The 25,218-nt window shown below is 64.8% G+C and carries 25 protein-coding genes, 2 pseudogenes and 1 riboswitch; of the genes and pseudogenes, 10 read left to right on the top strand and 17 right to left on the bottom strand.

The genetic code is table 11. The annotated features are described in order from the left end of the window. The first annotated feature begins 2 nt into the window (after positions 1 to 2). A riboswitch (yybP-ykoY riboswitch) is annotated at positions 3 to 175 on the top strand. The 4 genes from mntP (at position 174) to LN139_RS06460 (ending at position 3,799) form a co-directional block, all read left to right on the top strand. After that, a complete protein-coding gene (gene mntP, locus LN139_RS06445; RefSeq protein ID WP_236359211.1) occupies positions 174 to 752 on the top strand; it encodes a manganese efflux pump MntP in 579 nt (192 codons plus the stop codon). Its footprint overlaps the riboswitch before it by 2 nt. After that, the gene (locus tag LN139_RS06450; RefSeq protein WP_236359212.1) at positions 749 to 1,591 is read left to right on the top strand and encodes a hypothetical protein; all 843 of its coding nucleotides are present in this window, start codon (positions 749 to 751) and stop codon (positions 1,589 to 1,591) included. The genes mntP and LN139_RS06450 overlap by 4 nt, the downstream gene beginning before the upstream one ends. Positions 1,592 to 1,855: 264 nt before the next feature. Further along, positions 1,856 to 2,413 carry a cytochrome b gene (locus tag LN139_RS06455; RefSeq protein WP_236359213.1) on the top strand — a complete coding sequence of 186 codons (558 nt, stop codon included), beginning with the start codon at positions 1,856 to 1,858 and terminating at the stop codon, positions 2,411 to 2,413. Positions 2,414 to 2,554: 141 nt separating this feature from the next. Further along, positions 2,555 to 3,799, top strand: a complete 1,245-nt coding sequence (locus LN139_RS06460) for a DUF1835 domain-containing protein (RefSeq protein ID WP_236359214.1) — start codon at positions 2,555 to 2,557, stop codon at positions 3,797 to 3,799. Here LN139_RS06460 and LN139_RS06465 read toward each other — a convergent pair. The 6 genes and pseudogenes from LN139_RS06465 to LN139_RS06485 form a co-directional block, all read right to left on the bottom strand. Beyond that, positions 3,765 to 6,293: a bifunctional diguanylate cyclase/phosphodiesterase gene (locus tag LN139_RS06465; RefSeq protein WP_236359215.1), complete on the bottom strand. Its 2,529-nt coding sequence runs from the start codon at positions 6,291 to 6,293 to the stop codon at positions 3,765 to 3,767. The genes LN139_RS06460 and LN139_RS06465 overlap by 35 nt on opposite strands. Before the next feature lie 70 nt (positions 6,294 to 6,363). Next, complete coding sequence (locus LN139_RS06470; RefSeq protein ID WP_236359216.1) at positions 6,364 to 7,545, bottom strand: MFS transporter; 1,182 nt, start codon at positions 7,543 to 7,545, stop codon at positions 6,364 to 6,366. A 135-nt stretch (positions 7,546 to 7,680) separates the two neighbouring features. Continuing rightward, the gene (locus tag LN139_RS06475) at positions 7,681 to 8,208 is read right to left on the bottom strand and encodes a GYF domain-containing protein (RefSeq protein ID WP_236359217.1); all 528 of its coding nucleotides are present in this window, start codon (positions 8,206 to 8,208) and stop codon (positions 7,681 to 7,683) included. Between the two features lie 232 nt (positions 8,209 to 8,440). Further along, a complete protein-coding gene (locus LN139_RS25495; protein WP_442964416.1) occupies positions 8,441 to 9,304 on the bottom strand; it encodes a methyl-accepting chemotaxis protein in 864 nt (287 codons plus the stop codon). After that, positions 9,299 to 10,066: pseudogene (locus LN139_RS25500) on the bottom strand (MCP four helix bundle domain-containing protein); the annotation flags it as partial. The gene LN139_RS25495 and the pseudogene LN139_RS25500, both read right to left, overlap by 6 nt. A gap of 139 nt (positions 10,067 to 10,205) precedes the next feature. Continuing rightward, positions 10,206 to 10,826: a LysE family translocator gene (locus tag LN139_RS06485; RefSeq protein ID WP_236359219.1), complete on the bottom strand. Its 621-nt coding sequence runs from the start codon at positions 10,824 to 10,826 to the stop codon at positions 10,206 to 10,208. A 121-nt stretch (positions 10,827 to 10,947) separates the two neighbouring features. On the opposite strand from LN139_RS06485, the gene pdxR reads away from it, so the two are divergent. From pdxR to LN139_RS06500, 3 genes are all read left to right on the top strand, one after another. Then, positions 10,948 to 12,390 (top strand): MocR-like pyridoxine biosynthesis transcription factor PdxR, encoded by a 1,443-nt coding sequence (gene pdxR / locus LN139_RS06490; RefSeq protein WP_236359220.1) that lies wholly within the window; start codon positions 10,948 to 10,950, stop codon positions 12,388 to 12,390. A 170-nt stretch (positions 12,391 to 12,560) separates the two neighbouring features. Further along, positions 12,561 to 13,097: a cysteine hydrolase family protein gene (locus LN139_RS06495; RefSeq protein ID WP_236359221.1), complete on the top strand. Its 537-nt coding sequence runs from the start codon at positions 12,561 to 12,563 to the stop codon at positions 13,095 to 13,097. Positions 13,098 to 13,180: 83 nt separating this feature from the next. Then, entirely contained in the window at positions 13,181 to 13,870 is a 690-nt protein-coding gene (locus tag LN139_RS06500; RefSeq protein ID WP_236359222.1) for a hypothetical protein, read from the top strand. A 14-nt stretch (positions 13,871 to 13,884) separates the two neighbouring features. On the opposite strand, the gene LN139_RS06505 is transcribed toward LN139_RS06500, so the two are convergent. The 6 genes and pseudogenes from LN139_RS06505 to LN139_RS06530 all read right to left on the bottom strand — a co-directional run bounded on the left by LN139_RS06505 (position 13,885) and on the right by LN139_RS06530 (position 18,836). Continuing rightward, positions 13,885 to 14,448, bottom strand: a complete 564-nt coding sequence (locus tag LN139_RS06505) for an NUDIX hydrolase (RefSeq protein ID WP_236359223.1) — start codon at positions 14,446 to 14,448, stop codon at positions 13,885 to 13,887. Positions 14,449 to 14,450: 2 nt separating this feature from the next. Further along, complete coding sequence (locus LN139_RS06510) at positions 14,451 to 15,200, bottom strand: GntR family transcriptional regulator (protein WP_236359224.1); 750 nt, start codon at positions 15,198 to 15,200, stop codon at positions 14,451 to 14,453. A 227-nt stretch (positions 15,201 to 15,427) separates the two neighbouring features. Next, positions 15,428 to 15,913 (bottom strand): flavin reductase family protein, encoded by a 486-nt coding sequence (locus LN139_RS06515; RefSeq protein WP_236359225.1) that lies wholly within the window; start codon positions 15,911 to 15,913, stop codon positions 15,428 to 15,430. 17 nt (positions 15,914 to 15,930) lie between these two features. Continuing rightward, the gene (locus tag LN139_RS06520) at positions 15,931 to 17,412 is read right to left on the bottom strand and encodes an aldehyde dehydrogenase (protein ID WP_236359226.1); all 1,482 of its coding nucleotides are present in this window, start codon (positions 17,410 to 17,412) and stop codon (positions 15,931 to 15,933) included. Then, a pseudogene (locus LN139_RS06525) lies at positions 17,409 to 18,243 on the bottom strand (alpha/beta fold hydrolase). Before LN139_RS06525 ends, LN139_RS06520 begins: the two are co-directional and overlap by 4 nt. Next, positions 18,243 to 18,836, bottom strand: coding sequence for an amino acid synthesis family protein (locus LN139_RS06530; protein ID WP_236359227.1), 594 nt, complete (start codon positions 18,834 to 18,836; stop codon positions 18,243 to 18,245). The pseudogene LN139_RS06525 and the gene LN139_RS06530 overlap by 1 nt, the downstream one beginning before the upstream one ends. Before the next feature lie 156 nt (positions 18,837 to 18,992). Between LN139_RS06530 and LN139_RS06535 the strand changes: the two genes are divergently transcribed. Next, a complete protein-coding gene (locus LN139_RS06535; protein WP_236359228.1) occupies positions 18,993 to 20,429 on the top strand; it encodes a short-chain fatty acid transporter in 1,437 nt (478 codons plus the stop codon). Between the two features lie 30 nt (positions 20,430 to 20,459). Continuing rightward, complete coding sequence (locus LN139_RS06540) at positions 20,460 to 21,272, top strand: AraC family transcriptional regulator (RefSeq protein ID WP_236359229.1); 813 nt, start codon at positions 20,460 to 20,462, stop codon at positions 21,270 to 21,272. On the opposite strand, the gene LN139_RS06545 is transcribed toward LN139_RS06540, so the two are convergent. The 3 genes from LN139_RS06545 to LN139_RS06555 form a co-directional block, all read right to left on the bottom strand. Continuing rightward, positions 21,251 to 21,832 (bottom strand): LysE family translocator, encoded by a 582-nt coding sequence (locus tag LN139_RS06545; protein ID WP_236359230.1) that lies wholly within the window; start codon positions 21,830 to 21,832, stop codon positions 21,251 to 21,253. The genes LN139_RS06540 and LN139_RS06545 overlap by 22 nt on opposite strands. Positions 21,833 to 21,910: 78 nt before the next feature. Next, positions 21,911 to 22,171 carry a hypothetical protein gene (locus LN139_RS06550; RefSeq protein ID WP_236359231.1) on the bottom strand — a complete coding sequence of 87 codons (261 nt, stop codon included), beginning with the start codon at positions 22,169 to 22,171 and terminating at the stop codon, positions 21,911 to 21,913. Positions 22,172 to 22,183: 12 nt separating this feature from the next. Next, the gene (locus LN139_RS06555; RefSeq protein WP_236359232.1) at positions 22,184 to 22,519 is read right to left on the bottom strand and encodes a hypothetical protein; all 336 of its coding nucleotides are present in this window, start codon (positions 22,517 to 22,519) and stop codon (positions 22,184 to 22,186) included. Positions 22,520 to 22,785: 266 nt separating this feature from the next. Between LN139_RS06555 and ilvA the strand changes: the two genes are divergently transcribed. Next, entirely contained in the window at positions 22,786 to 24,342 is a 1,557-nt protein-coding gene (gene ilvA, locus LN139_RS06560; RefSeq protein ID WP_236359233.1) for a threonine ammonia-lyase, biosynthetic, read from the top strand. Between the two features lie 57 nt (positions 24,343 to 24,399). Here ilvA and LN139_RS06565 read toward each other — a convergent pair whose 3' ends face one another. Continuing rightward, positions 24,400 to 24,612 (bottom strand): cold-shock protein, encoded by a 213-nt coding sequence (locus LN139_RS06565; protein WP_236359234.1) that lies wholly within the window; start codon positions 24,610 to 24,612, stop codon positions 24,400 to 24,402. 137 nt (positions 24,613 to 24,749) lie between these two features. Then, a complete protein-coding gene (locus tag LN139_RS06570) occupies positions 24,750 to 25,046 on the bottom strand; it encodes a hypothetical protein (RefSeq protein WP_236359235.1) in 297 nt (98 codons plus the stop codon). Positions 25,047 to 25,218: the final 172 nt, after the last annotated feature.

The raw sequence follows: 25,218 nt of genomic DNA on the forward strand, positions 1-25,218 counted from the left end.
GTAGCGCCCTCTTTGGGGAGTAACCTGCCTTCACCTGTGAAGGCGCCCTGGTCAACATTCTCGGCGCACGCCGTGGTCAGGGCATCCAGCGGATTGGTGAGACCAACGACACCTGTGTGCCATTAGCCGGGCGCGCGCGGAGGTCGTTGTCCTGTGCCCGGCTGGAGCGTCTCTTGAGCCCCATTTCTCTTGTTTTCCTGGCGTTCGCCATGTCGACCGATGCCTTTGCGGCTGCGGTGGGCAAAGGCGCGACGCTTTCTCGCCCGCGTGTTTCCGAAGCACTGCGCACCGGGCTGATCTTCGGTGTGATCGAAGCGGCGACGCCACTGCTGGGCTGGCTGCTGGGGCGGGCCGCCAGCCAGTTCGTCACCGAGTGGGACCACTGGATCGCCTTCGTGCTGCTGCTGGGCCTGGGCCTGCACATGGTCTATGCAGGCATTCGCCCGGACAAGGACGAACCGGAAGAAACCGGGCAGAAGCGCCACGGCTTCTGGCTGCTGGCGGTCACCGCTTTTGCCACCAGCATCGACGCGCTGGCCGTGGGTGTGGGCCTGGCGTTCGTTGAGGTGAACATTCTGGTCGCGGCGGCGGCCATCGGCCTTGCCACGATGCTGATGGTTACCCTCGGCACGCTGTTGGGCAGGGTGATCGGTGCGGTGGCCGGCAAGCGCGCCGAGATCGCCGGTGGCGTGGTACTGATGCTGGTGGGTGCGACCATCCTCTACGAGCATTTGAGCGGTGCCGCTGCATGAAGGCGCTGTTACGACTGCTTGCCTGCGCCGTTGGCGGCTTGCTGACGCTCACATTGGGGTTCTTCGCCTGGCAGGCCTTCTGGCCGGTACAGGCAGCGCCGGGCTGGGCCTGGGAAGTGGCCCACGATGACGTGCCCAAGGCGGCTGCGTTGGTGCGCGAGCGCGATGGTGCCGTATTGATCAGCCAGGAATTGCAGGCAGGCGAGGGCAGTTTGTTGCGCATCGATGCCCAAGGTGTACGGCATCAGGTGCTGGGCGGGCTGAGCAAGCCCGATGGCTTGGCCTTGACCCCGCATGGCGTCGCCTTCAGCGAGGAAGTGGGCGGCGCGGCGGTCAGCCTGCTGGGGCCGGGTGGCGCTACGCCGCTATTTCGAGGCGATAACCTGCAGCATTTATGGAGCGAGGGCGACGACCTCTACAGCGTCGAAGACCGCAAGGGCCAGGGCCGCTTGCTGCGTTTTCGCTTCAGCACCGGCGAGCTTGAGGTATTGCGTGAAGGCCTGGCCGAGTCCGAAGCGGTGACCCGCTGCGCCGGTGGGCCTTTGCTCTACACGGAGAAGACCAAGGGCGTGGTGCGGCAATACCAGCCTGGTGGCCAGGACAGTACGTTGGTCAGTGGCCTGAGCAACCCGACCTTTCTGATGTGCGACGCCCGCGGCCTGTGGATCAGCGAAGACGACACCCATCGGGCGCGGCTGCTGCTGCGCGACCCTCAAGGGCAATTGCACACCGTGTTGAGTTTCCTCAAGGCGCCACAGGCATTGCTTGCCGATGGCCCAGACGGTTACCTGCTCGCCGAAGGCGGCCGTGACCGCGTCCTGCGCCTGCACGTCGAGTGAGCGCACGGCTTCGGTAGCCAAAGGCTTACAGCACGGCGCAGCGATCACCTCTTGGGCGGCGACGGCCAGCGCCGTAATCTACATCCATCCAACGGCGCCACGGATCAGGCGCCGACGGTCAAGGATGATCGACCATGGGCCTGGGAGGCCGACGACAGGAGTTGCATGGCTTGGACACAGAACCCGCTTCGGCGGGTTTTTTAATGCCTGTGCGGTTAAGCTTGCGCTCGGTTATCCATAACACTAACGACCGTGAGCCTGACCATGACCACTCTCCCTCTGGGCGCCAGCGTGCCCGCTCAACGTTATCACCGGTTATCGATCACTCTGCATTGGCTGACCGTGCTGCTGTTCATCGGCGTTTACGGCTGTATCGAACTCAAAGGCTATGTGCCCAAGGGCCAGCCACTGCGCGCTGCTTTGGTGGGCGGGCATGGCATTCTGGGCACGCTCATCCTGCTGCTGGTGGCCGTGCGGCTGATCGCACGGTTGCGTTACCCGGCCCCGCCTATCGAGCCGCGCCCGCCGCGCTGGCAAACGGGAGTAGCGCATGCAACGCACGGGCTGCTGTATCTGCTGATGATCGTGACGCCGATCCTCGCCTGGTTGATGCTGGCCATCGCCGGCAAGCCCTTTCCCTGGCTGGGCTTCGAGATTCCACTGCCGGTGACGGTGGACGAAGTGCTGGCCAAGCGTATCAAGGGTGTTCACGAATGGATCGGCAATGCAGGCTACTGGCTGATCGGCCTTCACGCGCTGGCGGGGCTGTTCCATCACTACGTGGTGCGCGACAACACCTTGCGCCGCATGGTGCGCGGTTGACCGAACGCGGGGCAGCCCTTAGAGTGGCGCCGGGGCGTGCGCCACGCCTGCGGTCCGCGCAAAGGGTTGCCCACGGCGTGTTTCAACGCTTCACTCACCAGCTCCTGGCTTGTGGCGGGCCCAGCCATTGAAGGAGTTGGCATGTCCACATCACCGTCTTCACGCCACCACGGCCGCCTCGAACTGCCGTTTCTGCGCAAACAGGCCAAACGCCTGCTCAAGGCGCTCAACGCAGGGCACGCACCCGACGAAGCTCGCCAGCTGGCCGAGCTTGGCCTTGCGGGGCCCGCTTACCAACTGGCCGATGCCCAATGGCTGACCGCCCGCGCGCAGGGCTTCGCCAGCTGGCCAAGGCTCAAGGCCCATGCCGATGCGCTCGACTTCGCCGCGCGCCACCCAGGCCCGCGCCAGGGCGATAGCCCACAGGTCATCCATTGGCGCTGCGGCAACGATATCGAACACTCACTGAAGGTCGCGGGCTTTACCGGGCAGTTCCGGATGCTCAGCGATCCGCTGGCGATGGGCCCGGTGCCGGCGCTTGAGCCTGCTGGATTTCAGGCGGCGCGGGCTCGGTTCATTGCTCAGGCATTCAACCTGGCGCCGGCCGATGCGGCAGCGCGCCTTGCAACAGAGTACGGAGCGCTGGCGGCCATCGGTGCCGACAGCGAGGTGGTGCTGTGGTGCGAAGCCGATGCCTACGATCAGCTGTTCCTGATCCGGCTGTTGGCAGGTTCGAGCACGCAGCCTCGCCGGCTGGAGCTGGTCGAGGCGGCCAGTGTGCCGGGCGTCGAGCGTTTTATCGGAGTGGGCCAACTGGCCCCGGACGTGCTCGCCTGGCTCTGGCCGCAGCGGCGCGCGCTTGGCGCCCCTGCACTGGCGCTGGGGCGAAAGGCCTGGGCGGCCTACTGCGCGCCAGATCCGCGCGCCTGGGCCTCGCTTGCGGCTGCGCCCACGCCGCCGTTGCCGCTGCTGGGGCCAGCACTGGCCCGCCAGCTCCAGGAGCTGCCCAGGGAATCCGATGGTTTGAGCCTCACCGAGCGCTTGAGCTTGCACCACTTGGCTGAGCGGGGGCCAATGGCCGCCGGTCAGGTGTTTGCGTGGTTGATGAAGCAGGGTGATCCCTTGCCTTGGCTGGGTGACATGATGTTCGAGGCGCTCTCGCGGCATTGGGTGCAAGGCCCTGAGCCGTTGCTGCACGAGGCACCGGGCGCCAGCTGGGCACAGCGGCAGTGGCGCCTGGCGCCATTGGCAGAGCGGGTACTGGCGGGGCAGGCGCACTGGCTGGACCACGTTCAGGCCGAACGCTGGGTTGGCGGGGTTCAGCTTTCGCCGGGCCAGCCTTGCTGGGTGGTCAGCTCGGAGGGGATGGTTCGGCTGCGCCATTGAGGCAGGTGGTGGCCAATCGCTCGGCGGGCAGGGCGGGGCTGAAGTAATGCCCCTGGGCCTCGTCGCAGCCCAGATGTGCGAGGCTGGCCATTTGCTCGGCGTCTTCTACGCCCTTGGCGGTGACACGCAGGCCCAACTCGCCGGCCAACTGAACGGTAGCGCGGACGATGGCTTGGTCCGGGCTGGCAGCCTGGACCGTTTGCATGAACTGCCGCGCCAGGGTAAGTCGATCGAACAGGCCGTCCCGCAGCCATGAGAGGCCGGCAGTGCCGCTGCCGAAGTCGTCCAGGCTCAACTGCAGGCCCAGTGCCTTGAGTGCATGCAGGGTTGGCAGCACCGCTTCGTTCAGCAACACGTGTTCGCCAATCTCCAGTATCAGCCGCGACGGTGCCAGGCCGCTGCCAGCCAGCGCGTCGACCACCGATTTGATCAAGCGATCCGGCTCGGCGAACTGCCCGGCCGAGAGGTTGACCACCAGCAATGTGCCCTCTGGCCATTGAGCGGCCTGCATGCAGCTTTGGGCCAGGGCCCAGCGCCCGAGTGGGCGGATCAGCCCGCTGTCCTCGGCAAGGTCCAGAAACGCCTCGGGCAACAGCAGCCCTCGTTGCGGGTGCTGCCAGCGCAGCAAGGCTTCGAAGCCGCACAGGCGCTGGCCGGCTAGCGCGAAGCGGGGCTGGTAATGCAGGCGCAGCTCACCCTGGCCTTGGGCGCGGCGCAGCGCCTGCTCCAGGTCCTGGCGTGCCAGCAGGCGGCCGTTCATGGTTTCGGTATAGAAGCGCCAGGTGCTGCGGCCGGCGGCCTTGGCCTGGTACAGCGCGATGTCGGCCAGGCGCAGCAACTCTTCAGCGCTGCTGGCATGCATGGGTGCCAGCGCCACGCCGATGCTGGTCCCCAGAAATACAGTGTGCTCGCCCACCTGCAGCGGTTGGCAGACCGCCTCGACCAGGCGCTGGCAAAGGGCATCGATGGCGCGTGTGTCGCTCAGGCCGGGCAGGGCGATGATGAATTCGTCGCCGCCGACCCGCGCCACGAAGTCGGGCTCACGCAACTGCCGCGGCAAGCGTTGGGCGACAGCCTGCAACACCAGGTCACCGACGCCGTGGCCGTAGGTGTCGTTGACCGGCTTGAAGCGGTCCAGGTCCAGGCTCAGCAGTGCCAAGGGGCCTGGCAGCATGGGCGCCAGGCGCTGGTGCAAATGGTGCCGGTTGGGCAGGCCAGTGAGGCTGTCGTGCAAAGACAAGTGGCGCACTTCGGCCTGAGCATGCACTTCCTCAGTGATGTCCGTGGCAGTGCCACGGTGGCCTTTGCCATCTTCGATGGCGCGTGCGGTCAGCCGGCATAGGCGGGCGTTGCCGTGCTGGTCCTGGTAATTGCACACCAATGTACCGCCCTGATTAGCCGCAAGCCAGGGCGCCAGGCGCTGGCCTTGCGGTTGCAGCAGGTGTTCCAGTGGCTGGCCAAGCCAATACTGTGGGGCTGCGCCGGTGACGTGTGTGAAGCGTTCGGACAGGTAGGTCAGGCGGCCCTGCGCGTCGGTTTCCCACAGCCAGTCCGAGGAGCCTTCGGCCATGTCGCGAAAGCGTTGTTCGCTGTGGCTCAGGTCAGCCTGGCTGGCTAGCAGGGCGTCGAATTGCGCGTCCAGCTCACGTGCCGAGGCCAGTGCGTAGCGCAGCAGCGCGCCCAGCACCAGCAGCAGGGCCAACACGCCTGCGACGAACATCGGCAGCGTCTGGGCGAGCAGCTCCTGGCCGGGCCGCGGCGCCTTCCAGTTGACCCAGAGCGTCGACCCCAGCAGCGGCATCGATTGCAGGTCCAGCAGCGGCGCCGCGCTCAAGGTGAGCTCGGGCAGGCCGTAGGTCTGGCTCATGCTGCGCAGCTTGTGGCTGTCGAGCAGGCTGACGAACAGCATCACCGAATCCGGGCCGGGCACCCGGGGTACGTCGGCGGCGCCGGTGCTGATGGTCGCGGCGGCAACCAGCGCCGGGATGCCGCCGACCGTCAGCACCCCGACCACACCGCTGTCGTCGCTGTCATGGGCACGGGCGTCGGCGAGCAGGTGCGGCAGGTCGCCCTGCAGCCAGCGCTGGGCCTGTACCTGTGCAGGTAGCCCTTCGATCACCGAGTAGACCGTCTGGTCCTGGCCGTCGGTGACCAGCACGCCGTCGTAGCCGTAGAGCTCGAAAGGCACCGAGCCTACGTTGCGTTGGTCGTCTGCCCAGTGCAGGTCCACGTTCACATGCAGGTGAAGGTAGGCCTCGCCCCATTTGGAGTAGTTGACGATGTTGCGGCTGATTTCCGTGCTGGCCTGGTGCAGGGTACGGTCGATGTACAGCGCCGAGCGCTTTTGTACATCAGTGTCCTGGCGAAGCGCACTGCTGACCAGCAGGTAGCCACCCAGCCCGATCAGCGCCAGCAGTGCCGCGATTGCTGGCAGCAGGCGCAACAGGAGTTCACGGCTGCGACGAGCCGCGCGGGCTGCGGAACGTAGTGGCATAGGCGGGGTGTCGCAATTAGTGGCGTAACGCTATCTTACGCGCCGACCACGAGCCCCGCCAGCGCCCTCGTCAGGTCGCGGGGCAGGCCATTTTTGGCTGCCAGGCGGCTTTTGGCCACAGGCTTGCCAAGCCTAGCAGCGCCATGGCTGCACCTATCCACAACGGGCCTTGCAGGCCCAGGCCGGCGTCGATCGATTCCCCACCCGCCCAACTGCCAAAGGCAAGGCCGGCGGTGATCACCGAGCTGTGCAGGGTATTGACCAGCGCGCCTGGCTCGGCAGCGCGCATCACGCGCGCCACCATTGCAGGGTTCAACGCTACGCCGGTCAGGCCCAGGCCGATGAAGCACACCAGCCCCAGTGCGGGAATGTTGACACTCAAGGCCATGCCTGCAAGCAGCAGCACCATCATGGCCAGGCCCCAGGCCTGGGCGCTGCGGGTGTGGCGGTCGGCGATGCGGCCCACCAGGGTGTTCCCGATCACGTTGGCCACGCCATACAGCGCCAGCAACGGTGCCACGTGGGTGGGGCTTACGCCCATCAACTGGATCAGGATAGGGGTGCAATAGCTGAAGGCTGCGAAGGTCGCGCCGATGATCAGGCCGCTGGTGACATAGGCGCCCCACAATGGGCGGTTGCGCAGGCTGGCCCATTCGCGGCGCAGGTCAGGAGTGGCGTCGTTGTGTTCCGCCGGCAGGCGCCAGGCGGCCAGCATCGTACACAGCAGTGCCAGGCCCACGACCAGCCAGGCACTGGCGCGCCAGCCATGGTGCTGCTCGACCCAGGTGGTCAGCGGCACGCCGGCCACAGGGCTCAGCATCAGGCCGGCAAGCACCACCGCTACCGCGCGGCCGCGTTCCTGCTGGGGTACAAGGCTCGCGCAAATGGTCATGCACAAGCCGATGCACGCGGCACTGGCTACCCCCATCACGATGCGCGCCAGCGCCAGCACCTCATAGCTTTGCGCCAACGCCGCCAGCACGCCGGCGGCAACATACAGCGCCAGCAGGCCCACCAGCGCGGTCTTGTTGCCCACCCTCAAGGCCAGCAGCGCCACGGTCATCGGCGGCCCGCCCAGGCACATGCCCAAGGCGTAATAGGCGATCAGGTTGCCCAATTGCGCCAGGCTCACCGAAAAGGCTTCGGCGAGCGCCGGCATCATGCCGGCGACCATGAATTCGGCGGTTACCAGGGAAAAGATGGTCAGGCCCAGCAGGTAGACCGTGGGAGGGAGAGGGGGGCGTTGCGGCATCGGGGGGCAGCTCTTAGGCGGGGGAAAACGGCCCACACTACGGGAGAGTTGACGGGTTGGTCAAATTTGGCCGCGGCTCGGCGGAGATCGGCCGCGGGCTTGGCGAACAAGTGGGAAATCGGGGCTCGGGAGTCGCTACTGCGCGAAGGAAGCGCTTGAATCAATGGGCAAGGTCAATGGCGTTATCATCATCGACAGGATCAACATGGCCAACCACGTGTAGAAATAATATCTGTTGTCACCTACGCGCGTGCCTCTTCGCCACAAATACACAGGCGCCAACAGTATGTTCCACCCTGAAAGAGGAAGGTAGCCTGCTTCAATCAGTCGAGCGCAATCGGCCCGATACAAGACGATATACAGGACCACGTAATACAACCAGGTAGTCCAACCGGACATCAGTTCGAGGATCGCGCCCATGACGGGAACGCATGCCATCGCCCATATACAGAAATTATCCAGCGGTCTGGCCGATGTGTTGCATTCGGTCGTCGAGTCACTGGCCAGCACGGATCTGCTGTAGGCAGTCCAGTTGGCCGCCCTTGCGCCCACCATCGTATCTGTCGAGATCACCCCGGTGATGAGGAAGTCATTCATCTGTCGGGAAGTGTACGGGCCTTTTGTCACACCGCCGTGCTGATAATACCAATCCTGTTTCAACATCTTCGCAGTTCCTGAGTGCATGTCGCATCAACCTGATGCGGGCGTGTTCAGGATACTGAGGGAGCCGATAATTGCTTTAAGGCCAACTCGTAAAAAGACCGTGATGGTTTTTGTTTCATACAAGTCCTGGGTGCCAATGGCCGTGTCGAATAGCCTGAGTTCGCTGTTTCGGAACTTCAGTGCTCATCGACGCCCGCCCTGTACCTTCAGGGCGAGCACTGCATCGAGCCACTTAAAAACTGAACCTGGCCACCACCCCATTCAAATTCACCGCCAACCGCGACAACTCCGCGCTGGCTTCCGCCGTTTGAGTTGCCGCCGAGGCACTATGCCCGGCCAGGTCCTTGATGCTCACCAGGTTGTGGTCTACCGAGCGGGCCACTTGTGCCTGTTGCTCGGAAGCCGAGGCGATCACCAGGTTCTTTTCGCTGATCTCGCCAATGGCGTCGGTAATGCGGTGAATGGCTTCGCCAGCTTCCTGAGCCACACGCAGGGTTTGCCCGGCTTCGCTGCTGCTTACCGCCATGGCCTGAACGGCCTGCTGGGAACCCAGCTTGATGCCGGCGATCATTTTTTCGATGTCCTGGGTCGAGCTCTGAGTGCGGTGTGCCAGAGCGCGGACCTCATCGGCGACCACCGCAAAGCCGCGGCCTTGCTCGCCGGCGCGGGCGGCTTCGATGGCGGCGTTCAGTGCCAGCAGGTTGGTCTGCTCGGCGATGGCGCGGATCACTTCCAGCACCTGGCTGATGCTCTGAGTCTGGTTGGCCAGTTGGCTGACCTGGTCGCTGGTGCTGGCCACCGAGTCGGACAGCCGCGCGATGGAGGAAAGGGTCTGCACTACGCGCTCGCGGCCTTGGGCGGCGGACTGTTGCGAAGCCTGGGTGGCCTGGGCGGCGAAGGTGGCGCTGCGGGCCACTTCCTCGACGGCGGCGGTCATCTGGTTCACCGCCGTGGCAGCGAGCTCGGTTTCCTGGCCCTGGCGAGAGATGCCCTGGCGCGCCTGCTGGGTGATCTGCGCCAGCTCTTCAGCGGCGGCTGCCAGTTGCACGGCGGAGTCGGTGATCAATTGCAAGGTGGAGCGCAGGTTGCTCTGCATCGCTTCGGTGGCGCTTTGCAGTTCGGTGATTTCATCTGCGCCGTTCACTTCCACCACGCTGCCGAGCCGGCCCTGTGCGATTTCGCGGGTCACGCCCATCAGTTTCTGCACCGGCAGCACCACGCTGCGGGTGAAGAGCAGGGCGACCAGCAGAGTGAGCACGATGGCCAGGGCAATGATCGAGCCGGTAATCACCAGGCCATGCTGGTACTGCGCCTGCGCGCTGGTGTAGGCCGCCTCGGCGCCGGTGTTGTTCAACGCAACAAGAGCGTCGACGTCGGTTTGCGCGGCATTGGCCAGTGGCACGGTGGTGGTATTGACGTAGGCCACCAGCTGATCAGCCGGCACGCTCGAGGTCAGGATCGGCTTGAGCGCATCAAGGTAGCCGGTGGTGCTGCGCTTGAGGTTTTCGTACAGCTGGCCTTCCTGGGTGCTGGAAACGTCTGCCTCGTAGTCGGCCAGGCTCTTTTTCAGGGCATCACGGCGGGCTTCCAGGGTGTTACGCAGATTCGCCTTGTCGTCCTCGGTCACATAGTGCAACAGCGCCAGCCGCAACCGCAGCGTGTCGGCCTCGATCACATCGGCCTGGCGTACGCTGGGCATCCAATCGGTGCCCAGTGCCTTGGCGGCCTGGTTGATGTCGCTCATCTTCGACAACGCGATCACGCTGAGCAGGATCAGCAACAGGCAGATCAGGCCGAAGCTCAAAGCGGCGCGTGTTTTGAGGCGAAGGTTACGTAGCATGGCAATGCTCCTTGGCATGGGTAGGGGGACCCGACTCCATGTCAAGTTGCCATCATTAATGGCTCAGGAATGCCTGGCTGGCAACTTGCCAGTGCTACCGTTCATCAGCTGATCGGTGGCGCTGCGTTAATTGTCATAACGGCCGATAAAACACCACTCATGCGCCTACCGCTGCGGCCAATATCGAAGCGGCGAACAGCATCAGCACTGTGCCTGCCGCACGCCTGCTCCAGCGAGCAGCACCCGGGGCTTGCAGGCGCCGGGCAAAGAACGGGGCCAGGCATGCATACAGCGCGGACACCAACAGCTTCACTGCAACGAACAACGCCACCAGTGTGATCATCGTTGGCGCCTCACGACCGCCTGACGGCAGGAACTGCGGCAGCAGGGCTGCGAAAAACACGATCGCCTTCGGATTGCTCAACCCCACCATGAATGCCCTCCACCACAGGCCCGATGTGCCCGCTGAAGGGCGCGTGATTGGCTGGAGTGGCGCGGCTGCTCGCAGGTATTTCAAGCCCAGCAAGGCCAGGTAAGCCGCCCCCGACAGTTGCAGACCGATGAATACCTGAGGGTGCGCGTGCAGCAAGGCAGCCAGCCCAAGCAGCGCGGCCAGTGCCATCAACGCCACCGCCAACGCATCCGCGCTGCCGATCAGCCAGGCACGCCACGGGCCATGCCTGACAGAATTGTCGATCAGGTTGAGGGTAGAGGGGCCGGGCGTTGCCGTCTGGAAGGCAGCAACCAGGCAGAAGGTGAGGTAGTAGGTCAGTGGCATGGCGCAGCTCTCTAAAAGGACTGCCCAAGCGTGACGTTAAAGTGGCCTAATATTGAGCGCCATATAAACGAAAGATGACTGGACCATTATGGCCAAGGGCCGAACCGCGACCTCATTCGACTTGCCTCGCCCCGTATCACTGCCCGGGCAGACCCGCCAGGAAACGGCCTACCGCGCGCTGCGCGACGCGATCCTGGACGGCCTGCTGGCACCGGGCAGCGCAGTGCCCTCGAGCCGCAGCCTTGGCGCGCGCTGGGAAATGGCCCGGGGCACGCTGGAAGCTGTGCTCGACCGCTTGCGGGTAGAAGGCTACATAGAGCGCCGTACAGGGGCCGGCAGCCGCGTTCAGGCAGCCTTGCCGGAGCATTACTCAACGCCCGCCGTCAGCACCAGAGCGCCGCGGCGCCAGCCCGGGCCGGGCGCCTTGCCGGCCTTGGCGCCTGGCCATGCTCAAGTGGGAGTCCCTTTCGTGGCGCGGCTTGCCAACCCGGCATTGTTCGATCGCCAGGAGTGGGCCAGTTGCCTGCAACGTGCCTTGCGCCAGCAGCCGCTGGAGAGCTGGAGCCGGGCGGAGCCCGCAGGTGCGCAGGCGCTGCGTGAGCAAGTGGCACAGTATCTGCGCCGCCATCGTGGCATCGCCTGCACCCCGGATGAGGTGCTGATTACCCATGGCATCCGCCACAGCGCCGACCTGGTTGCCCGGTGCTTGCTGCGCCCGGGTGATCAGGTATTGGTAGAAGACCCGGGCTACCCCGCCTTGCACGGGATCTTCGAGCGGGCTGGCGCTTGCCTGGCCTACGTGCCGGTCGATGAGCAAGGGCTGCGTACCGAACACCTCGCCAGCTACCCCATGGCACGCCTGGCGTGCGTAACATCGGCGCACCAGGCCCCGTTGGGAGCGAGCCTCGCGGCGGCACGCAGGGTCGCGCTGCTGGCGTGGGCCGAGCGCGCTGGCGGCTGGGTGCTCGAAGACGACTACGACAGTGAATTCAATTACCGCAGCGCGCCACTGCCTGCACTCAAGGCCATCGACCGACAGGAGCGGGTGATTCACTGCGGCAGCTTCAACCAGGGATTGTTCGCCAATCTGCGCCTGGGCTACTTGCTGGCACCGGCGCCGGTACGTGACCAGGTGCTGGCTCTGTGGCAAAGCGTGGGGCGCAGTGCCGGAGTGAGCGAGCAGTGGGGGCTGGCGGCTTACATGCACAGCGGCGCGCACCAGCGCCACCTGCGCAGGGCTCGGCTCGCCTGCCAGGCCGTACGCGACGTGCTGTTGGCCGCCCTGAAGGAACATGGCCAGGGGCGCCTGCGGGTGACAGGTGAGCATGCGGGGTTTCACCTGACGCTGTGGCTGCCCGCCGATTGCGACATGGCCGCGCTGCTGGCTGCCGCCGGTCCACAGGGCCTGGTACTGCAGAGCCTGAGCGACCTTTGCCGCACTGTGCACCTGCCGCCGGCCTTGATACTGGGGTATGCCGCGCTCACTCAGGCGCAAGCTCGCGAGTCAGGCCGCACCTTGGCGAAACTGATAGTTGCCTGTTGCCGTGGCGGCGAGGCAGGATAGTGGCCATGATTTCATTCAGCCGCACCACCTCGACCACCACCCTGACCGCCATCGGCGGGGCAGGCGGGTAGGCGCGCGGCAGTCACGCACTTCACCCCACGGCCCCGCCCGAAACGGCGGGGCCTTTTCACAGGCGTCGCCTCCTCGGGCCTCATGCAAGGAGACGCACCATGCACGCACTGCTGATTCTCGACTTCCAGGTTGGCCTGTTCCATGGCCCCCACGCGCCGTGGCAAGGCGCTGCACTGCTCGACCGCATCAATCGGTTGCTGGCCAAGGCCCATGCGGCTGAGGTGCCGGTGTTGCTGGCCCGCCACGTGGGCCCCGCCGGCTCGCCGCTGGACCCTGCCGGGACGCTCACGCAACTGCTGCCGGAGCTTGCGTTGCGCGGTGATGAATGGGTATTCGAAAAGCAGCGGCCCAACGCCTTTCATGCCACGGCGCTGCTTGAACACCTGCAAGGCCTGGGCGCGAGCCAACTGTTGGTGGCAGGGATGAAAACGCAGGTGTGCGTCGACAGCACCTGCCGTGCGGCCCGTGATCTGGGGGTAGAGGTGCTTTTGGTAGCGGATGCGCACGGCTGTTGCGACACCCCGGAATTGCCGGCCGAGCGGATCATCGCTCACCACAATGCTACGCTGGGGACGGCGTTTTGCGGGTTGGTAACGGCGGATGCATGGTGCCCGGAAGGCCCTGACATCCGCTGACACCTTCGGTGGCGATCTGCCGACTTAGCAGCTTCTTCCAGTGCCTTTAGACTCTGCGCCCTTTCACATGGGCAGGTGTTCGGATGCAAGGGAAGTTTTCGTGGGTGTTGGTACTGGCGATGGCGCTGATGGGCTGCACGAGCACGCGAGGACCCTTCACGCACCAGGAGCGGCAAGCGATGATCGAGGAGGCGAATGCCAGTATCGGCAGCGATTTGCAGATGGCCAATCACCCTTGGCGCAGCGGCACCGTATGGGTCGAACTGGTGATCGATCGTGACAACCGACTGGTGGACTGCACCGCGCAAAGCGCCTCCAGGCACTTGGCCGATCTGGTCGGCCAGGCGTGTTGGGGGGTCATTCTTGCTCCCATCGATTCACGCCATTTCGCTCACGCACCTGAGCTCAGGTTTCGGTTTCCCCTAGTGATTCCGCCCAGGCTCGAGCAGCCCAACAGCAGGAAGCTCAAGCTGTTGCGCGAGGCCGGGCAGGTTCGTGAGCAATTCATGCAACGCCTGGGTGGGCCAGGGAGCATCCCGGGTATCGGTTTGCTGGTGATGAACTGGACGGCAACGTCCGAGGGGAAGATTCACAGCTGCCAGGTCAAGACGCTGCCTTTGGGCATTCGCAAGGGTGAGTACGTACGGGATGAGGCGTTCCTGGCGCGGGCCTTCGAGGTGTGCCAGCGCCTGGACATGGCGCCTTTCACCGAGCATGGAACAACGCCGGTGAGGGTCGACTTGATTACCACCTATGCACCGTGGATGAAATGACACCGATGCTCGCATCAGCGCATGAAATGCACCGTCCCCTCATCGTCGTTGCCGGTATAGATCCCGAACACCCCATGCTGCCGCTCCTCGATGTAGCGTTCCAGGATCTGGCGGATGGCGGGGTAGTAGATGTTGTCCCAGGGGATTTCGCCCGGCGCGAAGAAACGCCGGTCCAGCGACTCCTCGCCCCAGTGCTCGTCCATGCTCAGCAAGGTGGCGCGGAACAGGATGTACACCTCACTGATGCGCGGCACGCTGAACAGCGAATAGGGGGCGATCAATTGCGCGCGCACACCGGCTTCTTCGAAGGTTTCGCGCAGGGCGGCCTGTTCGGTGGTTTCACCGGCTTCCATGAAGCCGGCCGGCAGGGTCCAGGTGCCCGGGCGGGGGGCGATGGCGCGCTGGCAGAGCAGGTAACGCCCATCGTGCTCCACGATGCAGCCGGCAATGATCTTGGGGTTCAGGTAATGCACATAGCCGCACCCGGGGCAGTGGAGCCTGCGGTGCGTGTCACCGGCCGGGATGCCCTCGGCCAGTTGCGCGTTGCCGCACTGCGGGCAGTAGCGCGGCAACGGCATGTTCAGCGGCCTACGCCGGGTTCGGCGAGGGCGATGGGCGACAGCAACTCGCGCACCTGGCTGCCTTCCTGCTGCTGGCGAAGGTAGTCCAGCGCCACCTTGGCGGCTGCGCGCACGTGGTCTACCGAGGCCTGGTGCGCGGCGGCGGCGTCACCGCCCTTGATCGCTTCGACGATGCGTTCCATCTCGGCGTTGGAGGCGCCGCGGCGGTTCTTTTGCGAGACCGAGGTGGCTCGCAGGTAGCTGATGCGGGCTTGCAACTGGCGCAGCTGGGTGGCAGCGGCAAGGTTGCCGCAGCCTTCGAGCAACACATCGTAAAAGCCCTGCACCGAATCCAGCACCTGAGGCAGCTCGGCCTGTTCCAGTGCCTTGCGGTTAACCTCCAGGGCCTTTTCCAGGGCGCGGATGTCCTTGGCCTTGGCGCGCAGCGTGAACAGTTGCACGATCAAACCCTCAAGCACTGCACGCAGCTCGTACAGGTCGCAGGCATCCTCCAGGGTGATGATCGCCACACGCGGGCCTTTGGCATCGGCGAACTCCACCAGGCCTTCCGATTCCAGATGGCGGAGCGCTTCGCGCACCGAGGTGCGGCTCACCCCCAGGCGGTCGCACAGGTCGCGCTCCACCAGGCGGTCGCCGGGCAGCAACTGGAAATTGAGAATGGCACTGCGAAGTTTGTCGAGCACGATCTCCCGCAGGGTGACGGGGGTACGGTTGACCTTGAAGCTGTCGTCGAGGGGCAGGCGTTTCATCGGGTGCTCTTGAATAAGGGGCTTACTGGCAAACCTTGGCGCGTTCGGCATTCGGCAGGGAGAGGGGGTGTGGGAGGGCGGCTATGCCGTGCGACGCATTCATCTTCAAGATGCGCACCTCGCGCGGCATAGCCGCCCTCCCACATTCCAGGTCCATGTCGACACTCGAGCCGGCCAAACATGCTGCGTATCTTTCCATTGCTACGCGCCAAGCTCAACAGCCACTGTCAGCAGAACGCCGGCAGCGCGCCCATCTTGCCCTTGTGGTAGATCATCGGTACTACCGGCTCCTGCGGCAGGATCAGGTTTTGTACCTCGCCGACGATGATCGCGTGATCACCGCCTTCGTACTCGCGCCACAGGCTGCACTCGATGATCGCCGTGGCGCCCTTGAGCAACGGGTTGCCCAGCTCGCTCAGCTCCCATTCGTGCAAGCGTGCCTTTTCCTTGTCCTTGCTGGCGAAGGCGAAGGCATGGGGCTGCATTTCGCCGGCGAGCAGGTGAATGGCGAACTGCTTGTTCTTCACCAGCAGCGGGTAGGTGTTGCTGGTGTAGTTGGGGCAGAACAGTACCAGTGCCGGGTCCAGCGACAGCGCGCTGAAGGCGCTGGCGGTGATGCCGACGATCTGCCGGTCTGCATCCAGGGTGGTGACCACGGTCACGCCCGAGGGGAACGAGGCCATCACTTCTTTGTAGGTGTTCGGGTCGATCATGATCGTTAACTCCAGGCTCAGCGCATGACGAACGGGTCGGGCATGGGCGCAGTGGACAGGTTGATCCACACGGTTTTCTGCTCGGTGTACGCCAGCACTGATTCGATGCCGCTCTCACGGCCATAGCCGCTGTTCTTGAAACCGCCGATCGGCGCCATGGCCGAGACTGCGCGGTAGGTATTGACCCAGATGATCCCCGAACGCACGTCACGCGCCAAGCGGTGGGCACGGCCCAGGTCGCGCGTCCAGATGCCGGCGGCCAGGCCGAACTGCGAGTCGTTGGCCAGTGCCAGGGCCTCTTCTTCGGTGTCGAAGGGTATCACCGAGGCGACCGGGCCGAAGACTTCCTCCTGCATGATGGTCATCGAGTGGCTGTCGCATTCGAACAGGGTTGGTTCATAGAACCAGCCGTCGGTACCGGTTTGTGCGCGCTTGCCGCCCAGGCGCAGGGTCGCGCCTTCGGCCAGCGCCGTGGCCACCAGGCGCTCGACCACCTCCAACTGCTGCGCCGTGGCCATCGGGCCCATCTCGCTGTCGTCAGCCTGCGGGCTGCCGATGCGGATGCGTTTGGCGCGCTCGATTAGCCTTTCGATGAAACCGTGATAGATCGAACGTTGCACCAGCAGGCGCGAGCCGGCCACGCAACTTTGCCCGGAGGCCGCGTAGATGCCGGCCACCACGCCGTTGATGGCGCTGTCCAGGTCTGCGTCTTCGAAAATGATGTTGGGCGACTTGCCGCCCAGCTCCAGCGACAGTTTGGCGAAGTTGTCAGCAGTGCCGCGCACCACATGCCGGGCCGTCGCTGCGCCACCGGTGAAGGCGACCTTGCGCACCAGCGGATGGCGCACCAGCGCAGCGCCGGTGCTCGGGCCGAAGCCTGTGACCACGTTCACCACGCCCGGTGGAATGCCGGCTTCCAGCGCCAGGCGTGCCAGCTCAAGCAGGGTGGCCGAGGCGTGTTCGCTGGGCTTGAGCACGATGGTGTTGCCGGCCGCCAAAGCCGGCGCCAGCTTGATCGCGGTCAGGTACAGCGGGCTGTTCCAGGGAATGATCCCGGCCACCACGCCCAGCGGCTCGTGGGTGGTGTAGGCGAACAGGTCGGGCTTGTCCAGCGGCAGGGTGCCACCTTCGAGTTTGTCGGCAAGGCCTGCGGTGTAATAGAAGAACTCGGGCAGGTAGCCCACCTGGCCGCGGGTTTCGCGGATCAGCTTGCCGTTGTCACGGCTTTCGAGCTGGGCCAGGTGCTCCTTGTTTTCGGCGATCAGGTCACCCAGCCGGCGCAGCAGTTTGCCGCGCGCGGTGGCGGTGAGCGTCCGCCAGGCGGGGCTTTCAAAGGCGTCTTGAGCAGCCTGCACAGCGCGCTCCACGTCTTCCTCGGCCGCATCGGGCAGGCGTGCCCAGGGTGTGGCGGTGGCCGGGTCGAGGCTTTCGAAGGTGCGGCCACTGGCGGCGTCCTGCCACTGGCCGCCGATGCACATCTTGAACTGGGCGAGGCTCATGCAACATTCCCCTTGGCCTGGTGCTCCAGGCGGTTTGCATTGGCGAGGAAAGGCAGCAGCATCTGGTTGACCAGGCGCGGCGATTCCACTGCCATCATATGCCGTTGTTCTTCGAGGATCTGTACCTGCGCACCCGGGATGCGTGCGGCCAGCTGGCGGGCCATTTCCGGCGTCGAGCCGGGATCGAGCTCACCGGTGGCGACCAGGGTCGGGGCGGTAATGCCGCCCAGTTCATCGGCGCGGTACATGTCCTGAGTGGCGAACAGCGCGTAAGTGGTCAGGTAGCCTTGCGGGTGATTGCCAGACAGCACCTGGCGGATGGCCTGGATTTGTGCGGCGCTGGCAGCCTGATACTCCAGGCTGAACCAGCGCGCCAGGGCGGCCTCGACGTTGGCGTCCGGGCCGAATTCGGCCACCTGCTGCGTGCGTGCGACCACGCCCGCGCGCTGCTCGGGGCTGCGGTCGAAAACGCTGTTGAGGACCACCATCGCGCGCAACCGCTCGGGGAACTCCAGTGCAAAGGCTCGGGCGACCAGGCCGCCCATGGAAAAGCCCACCACCGCCGCACGCTCGATACTCAGATGGTCGAGCAGTTCCTGAAGCTGGGCTGCATACGTCTCAAGGCTGGCGTCCGGCGGGGGCAGAGCGCTGTCACCGTGGCCAAGCATGTCGTAGGTAATCACCTGGAAGTGGCCGGCCAGGCCTACGACCTGGCCGCCCCACATGTGCTGGTTCAGGCCTACGCCGTGGATCAACACCACGGCGGGGCCCTGGCCGGCCACCCTGATAGGCAGTGCCGGCGGGTGTGCATTGCGCGGTGGCGGCCTTCATTACTGCTGCGCCTTTTCCGCGGCCAGCTCTTCCAGATCGATGTAGCGGTTGCCGATGCGCGGGTGCAGGCGGCCGCCGTCGGCGGCACCCAGCACGATGACGATCTCGTCGGCGCGCGGCGAATCTTCGATCTGCATTTCCAGGGTGATGTAATGCGAGCGCAGGCCTTCGTCGTCCTTGTGCATCATCGGGATCTGGATCGAGGTGCCGGGGCCGCCGCGCTTGTTGGTGAAGCTCAGGTAGCTCTTGGCCTGTACCGCTTCACGATAGTGGTTGCCAAAGCGCAGGGTATGGATCACGGCCGAGGCGTGTTCGATCTCGCCGTCGGCGCCGATCACGGCGGCTTTGCCGTAAGCCTGGATGCGCTCGGCACCACCGATGGCCGCGGTCAGGCGCTCGACCATCAGCGCGCCCAACTCGGAGCAGTTGGCCTTGATGACCGGCTTGAGGTCTTCGACGAAGCCTTGGCCGGCCCACGGGTTCTTGATCACAGCGGCCAGGCCGACCATGGTCACCGGGGTATCGGTGGCTTTGCCGGCTTCGATGAAGGTCTGCTCGGAGTAGGTGACGATCTTGCGGATTTCAAAGGCCACTTGGATTCCCCTTTTTGGAATTCTGGTTGGTGGTGTGTGGTATTACGGTATACCAAGAACCAAGGTCGCACAAGTGTCCCCACAGCGCATTGCGCGGCCTGGGAGCAGCGAGCTGCTTTAATGCAGTACACAACAATTCCAAAAAGGTACTGCCCAATGCCTGCGTCCGCTCAAGAAAGACCACTGGCCCGTTTCGCGTTGATGTGTTCGAACTTTGCCGAACGCTGGTTTCCCGATGCCTGGGTGTTCGCGGCCGTGGCTGTTCTGGCGGTTGCCCTGGGCGCAATGGCGATGGGCGGCTCGCCGGCAGCGACGGCGGGGGCCTTTGGTGACGGCTTCTGGAGTCTGATCCCGTTCACGTTGCAAATGGCCTTCGTGGTCATTGGCGGTTATGTGGTTGCCAGTTCACCGCCAGCGGCTGCGTTGATCGCCCGCCTGGCACGGCTGCCGCGCAGTGGCCGCAGTGCGGTAGCGTGGGTGGCGCTGGTGTCGATGCTGGCCTCGCTGCTCAACTGGGGGCTTTCACTGGTGTTTGGCGGCCTGCTGGTGCGGGCGCTGGCTGCACGTACCGATTTGCGCATGGACTACCGCGCAGCAGGTGCTGCGGCCTATCTGGGCCTGGGCGCTGTCTGGGCGTTGGGGTTGTCGTCTTCGGCAGCGCAGCTGCAGGCCAATCCGGGCAGCTTGCCGGCATCCATCGTCGGCATCACCGGCATCATTCCTTTCACCCAAACCATCTTCCTGTGGCAGTCCGGTGCATTGCTGCTGGTGCTGATGGTGGTTTCCGTGGCTTTGGCCTGGGCCACCGCGCCAGGGCCGGAGGCTGCCCGTGATGCACATGCCTGCGGCGTGACGCCTGGGCTGGAGCCCCCTGCGCCAATCGTGCGCACCCGGCCGGGTGAATGGCTGGAGCACAGCCCGCTGCTGACCCTGGTGCTGGTGGCGCTGGCGGCGGGCTGGTTGTTTCGCGAGTTCAGCAGCAAGCCGGCGATCATCGCCATCTCCGGGCTCAATACCTACAACTTCCTGTTCCTCATGCTCGGCGCGCTGCTGCACTGGCGCCCGCGCAGCTTCCTCGATGCAGTAGCCCGCGCGGTACCCAGCACCACTGGCGTGCTGATTCAATTCCCGCTCTATGGCTCGATCGCTGCGATCCTGACCACAGTCAAGGGCAGTGACGGCCAGGCGCTGGCTCATCACATCGCCACCGCGTTTACCCAGGTGGCGACTCACGATACCTACGCCGTGCTGATGGGGCTGTATTCTGCAGTCCTGGGTTTCTTTATTCCCTCCGGTGGCGGCAAGTGGGTCATCGAGGCGCCCTATGTGATGCAAGTGGCACATGACCTGCAGTACCACATGGGCTGGGCGGTGCAGATCTACAACGCCGCTGAAGCGCTGCCAAACCTGATCAACCCGTTCTACATGTTGCCGCTGCTGGGTGTGCTGGGGCTGCGCGCCCGGGACCTGATCGGTTTTTGTTTCGTGCAGCTGCTGGTGCATGCACCCCTGGTGTTGCTGCTGCTCTGGTTGTTGGGCAGCACGCTTGCCTGGGCGCCGCCGGTGCTTCCCGCCGCAGGTGCAGGCGGCTAAGCTGAGCGCCCTGCCACGGAGGCTACCGGCATGAGTGAACCGTCCACATTCTGGCGTGACCCTGCCTTGCCCGCCATCGAGGCCCGGCATGTGCTCGACGGCCGCTGCCATGGGCACGCGGCCCATAGCCATGAAACCTTCTCCATCGGCGCCATCACTGCCGGGCGCAGCGGGTATCTGAACCTGCGCCAGCGCCAGCAGGTGGCTGCCGGCAGCGTCGTGCTGGTGAACCCTGGCGACCTGCACGCCTGCAACCCCGTGGCCGGTGAGCCATGGGCGTACCTGATGTTCTATGTGGACGTGGCCTGGCTGCACGAATGCCAGCGGCAGGCCGGGCTCAAAGGCGGCCTTGGCTGGCAGCCTTCCACGATCACTCACAGCTGTGCGCCTTCGCTTTACAACGGGCTGATCGAACTTCATCAAGGCTTGCGCCAGCCCGACCTGCTGGGCCGCCAGCAGTCGCTGGCAGAGTGGGGGATGGCGCTGGTGGGGCACCTGCATCCCTTCGCCTGCCCCGTGGCGGAAGATGACCGCCGCCTGCGCCGTACCGAAGCTTTCATCCGCGAGCACTGCGAGCAACCGCTCACGCTTGAGCAGCTATGCGCCGTGGCTGACCTTTCACCGTCCCAATTGATTCGCAGCTTCAAGCGCCGCTACGGCTTCACTCCTCATGCCTTCGTGCTCGACCGCCGCTTGCAGCGGGCGAGGGCGCATTTGCGCAGCGGCGCGAGCATCGCCGAGGCGGCACAGTGGGCCGGGTTCGCCGACCAGGCGCACCTGCAACGCACCTTCAAACGCCACTTGGCCGCTACGCCCGGCCACTACCGTGCCAGCCACAGGTAGCCGGCGCTAGCCGCCAGCAGCGCTGCCATCGAACGGTTGAACAGCCGCCAGCGCCTGGCGTCACCCAAGCGATGTTGAAGGAATGCGCCTGCCCAGGCCCAGCACGCCAGCGACAACCAGCACACCACCAGGTAGATCGCAGCGAATCGCGCGATGCTCTGTGGGCCCTCGACGAATGCCGCGACCCCGGCCGCACAGGCCATCCAGGCCTTGGGGTTGAGCCACTGCATCAGCGCGCCGCGCCAGTAGCCGGGAGGCCCGCCCGTGGCGGCGCCGAGTTCGCCGTTGTCACGTGCAAGCCCCCAGGCAAGCCACAGCAGGTAGGCGATGCCGCCGACGCGCAGCGCCTGGTTCACCCCATCGAAGCTGGTCAATACCGCCAGAAGGCCCGCGCCATTTGCCAACAACAGCACGATAAACCCCAGCGTTGCCCCGGTGACATGGCGCAGGGCAGGGCGCAGCCCATGACGGCTGGCACCGGCCAGCGCCACCAGGTTTACCGGGCCGGGAGTGATGGAAGTCGCCAGCGCGAAGCCGGCCATTGAAAGGTCCAGATGCATAAAGCCCCTCGAAGCTGTACAAGTTCGAGGGGCACGTTAGGGCTACGGCGTTCTCACGGTATTGAACGAAATGCGCAATCAGCCGCCGTCGGTATCGATGTCCGCGTCGCGAGGCGTTTTCCCCGGCGCTTGCTCAGGCTTGCGCTCAGGCTCGAAATCGGGGCTGTAGCTGTTGCCTTCGGCGGTGGTGCTGTCGCCGTTCTGTGGCTTGGCCTTCTCGGGCTGGCTGTGTGCGGAACCGGCCTCGGGTTCACCCTTCGGGTCGATGGCCGGGTCGTTCCGGCCGCTGTCTGGTGCCGGTTGACCCTTGGCGTCATCGTTAGGGGCTTTGCTGGTCATGGTGAGCTCCTCTTATTTGCTTGCGCCGCCTGAGGCGCCACCCTCGGAGCCCGTGCCGCCGTTCTGGATAGCGTCTCTGCTGTTCTGCGGCTCGGTTGCACCCATGCTGCTGCCTTCGGGGTTGCCGCCATTTTGCGGTTTGCCCATGCTATTGCCGGGCGCACGCGGGGTGGCCGAGCCATCGGTATTGCCATTGGGCATACCGCTGCCTGATCCCGAAGGCACGCCTACGGAGGATGGGTCGCTGCCTTTTGGCGAGGGTTGAGTAGTGCCGGTGCTGGCATCGGCGAAGGCGCCTGCGCTGAACAGGCCAAGGGTGGCCGCGAGGGCCAGGGAGGTGATTTTCATGATGACCACTCTCAGGATGGGTACCTAAGCTTTGGCTGCGCATCGAGCGGGCCAGTGCCTGCTGTTCGACGAACGGTTGACGGGGCGGCTCGGGCCGGGTTAGCTTCGCCGCCATGAGCACATTCCAGCCACTGCGCCAGCCCAGCATTATTACCGCCATTATCAGCATGGCGGGCTAGCGCATTAGCACCTGACCCGCCCTGGAGGCGGGTCTGATCACCCAGCGCAACATGCTTCCGGGGCTTTTTGAAAACACCGGAGAACGCATGGCCGCCGTCGTCGAAACCCGCACCGCTTTTTACACCACCTCGCTGCTGGCTCATTACGTGCGCCGGATTCTGGCCGCTCGGGTGTACGACCTTGCGGTGCAGACCCCCTTGCAGGTAGCGCCGGCATTGTCCGAGCGGTTGGGCAACCAGGTGATGTTCAAGCGCGAAGACCTGCAACCGACCTTTTCCTTCAAGGTGCGCGGCGCCAGCAACCGCCTGGCGCAGCTGACCGAGCAGGAGCGCGCCCGCGGCGTGGTCACAGCCTCCGCTGGTAATCATGCTCAAGGCGTGGCGCTGGCCGCCCAGCACATGGGCATCAAGGCCACGATCGTGATGCCGACCACCACACCTGAGTTGAAAGTGGCAGGTGTGCTCGCGCGCGGTGGTGAAGCGGTGCTGCACGGTGATGCCTTCCCCCAGGCCCTGGCCGAAGCCCGGCGCCTCGCTGCGCAGGGCATGACATTCGTGCCGCCTTTTGACGATCCGGACGTGATCGCAGGCCAAGGCACCGTGGCCATGGAGATCCTGAGCCAGCACAGCGGCCGGCTCGATGCGGTCTTCGTGCCGGTTGGCGGCGGCGGGCTGGTGGCAGGGGTGGCCGCCTACATCAAATACTTGCGCCCAGAGGTGAAAGTGATCGGCGTCGAGCCGGAGGACTCCAATTGCCTGCAGGCGGCCCTGCGTGCCGGTGAGCCGGTGACGCTCGACCAAGTGGGCACGTTCGCCGACGGTGTCGCGGTGGCCCGGATCGGCGAGCACTGCTTCGAGGTGTGCCAGGTGGCGGTGGACGAGGTCATCACGGTCAGCGGCGACGAGTTGTGCGCAGCCATCAAGGACATCTACGACGATGCTCGGGCCATCTGCGAGCCGTCCGGCGCGTTGGCGGTGGCCGGGCTCAAGCGTTATGTGTCACGTGAAGGGATCGGCGGGCAAACGCTGGTGGCGGTGAACTCGGGGGCCAACGTCAATTTCGACCGGCTGCGCCATATCGCCGAGCGTGCCGAGCTGGGTGAGCAGCGCGAGGCGATCATCGCTGTGACCGTGACCGAGCAGCCAGGCAGTTTCAGGCTGTTCTGCCAGGCGCTGGGCCGGCGGCAGATCACAGAGTTCAATTACCGTTACAACGACCCACGCCACGCATGCCTGTTCGTGGGCGTGCAAACTCATCCCGAAAGTGACCCACGCGTGGCGCTGCTCGAAGATCTGGCTGGGCGTGGCTTCGATGTGCTTGACCTGACCGACAACGAGTTGGCCAAGCTGCACGTGCGTCACACCGTCGGCGGCCATGCCGCCTCGTCGGGCGAGGAGTTCGTCGTGCGCTTCGAATTCCCCGAGCGCCCAGGCGCGCTGCTGGAATTTCTGGAGCGGCTCGGCCAGCGCTGGAATATCAGCATGTTTCACTATCGTAATCATGGATCTGCCCACGCACGTGTGTTTGCCGGGCTGCAGGTGCCCGTGCATGAGCGGGGCGAGGTGTCCGCCTGGCTGGGCGGGTTGGGCTGCCAATGGTGGGATGAGAGCCACAACCCTGCGTACCGGCTCTTCCTGGGCTGAGCCCCGGAAAAAGAAAACCCGCCGTGAGGCGGGTTTCCCTTGAAGCGAGCGTGCGTGTTACTCAGGGCGAACCTGGGCGGCTTGCATGCCTTTCTGGCCTTTCTCAGCGACGAAAGAGACCGCTTGGCCTTCTTTCAGGCTTTTGAAACCGTCGGATTCAATCGCCTTGAAGTGTACGAACAGGTCATCACCACCGCTAGCGGGGGTAATGAAGCCGTAGCCCTTCTCATCGTTGAACCATTTGACGGTGCCTTGTTGGCGATTGGACATGGGGTGTATCTCCAGAAACATGAAAACGATCGTGCCGCCTCAGCTCCGCTGAGTGCGTCAGGCCATCATAGACGGAAATCGGCCATTGGGAACTGCCGTGCCGGAAAAAAGCATGCGCCAGGGCAAAAAATGCCTGATTACGACGCTTTGCATACCTGAACGGCCTTTTCGAGGCGGTCACGCAGCGCAACGGTGGGCGGTGGGTTGGTGCTCATCAGTTGAGTGATCTCGGCGGTGGTGAACTCTTTTTCGATCACCTGGGCGCCGCAACCGCAGTGTGCCTTGGCCTTGGCAGGGTCCACCGATTGCTGAGCAGTGGCCACGCAATCGTTCATGTACTGCTGTTGGGCGCCGGGTGGCCAGGCAGCGTTGGCGGCCAGTGGGGCGAAGGCGGCCAGGGCCGCGGTGAGGGGCAGCAAAGCGAGCAGGCGCATAAATAAGTCTCCTGGGTCATGACAGGCTCGTTGCATTCGAGAGGCTGGCACCGCTCAAGTTCACAGCCCGCACGCGGATAACTGTGCTAGCATCCCCGGCCCGGCTATGTTGGCCGGCCATTATCGAGTTTTGTTCCAGTTCACCGGTCTGCCCTGGGTTGGCCTAGCGGCT

It is taken from the genome of Pseudomonas sp. KNUC1026, from assembly GCF_021650705.1.
Lineage (GTDB): Bacteria > Pseudomonadota > Gammaproteobacteria > Pseudomonadales > Pseudomonadaceae > Aquipseudomonas.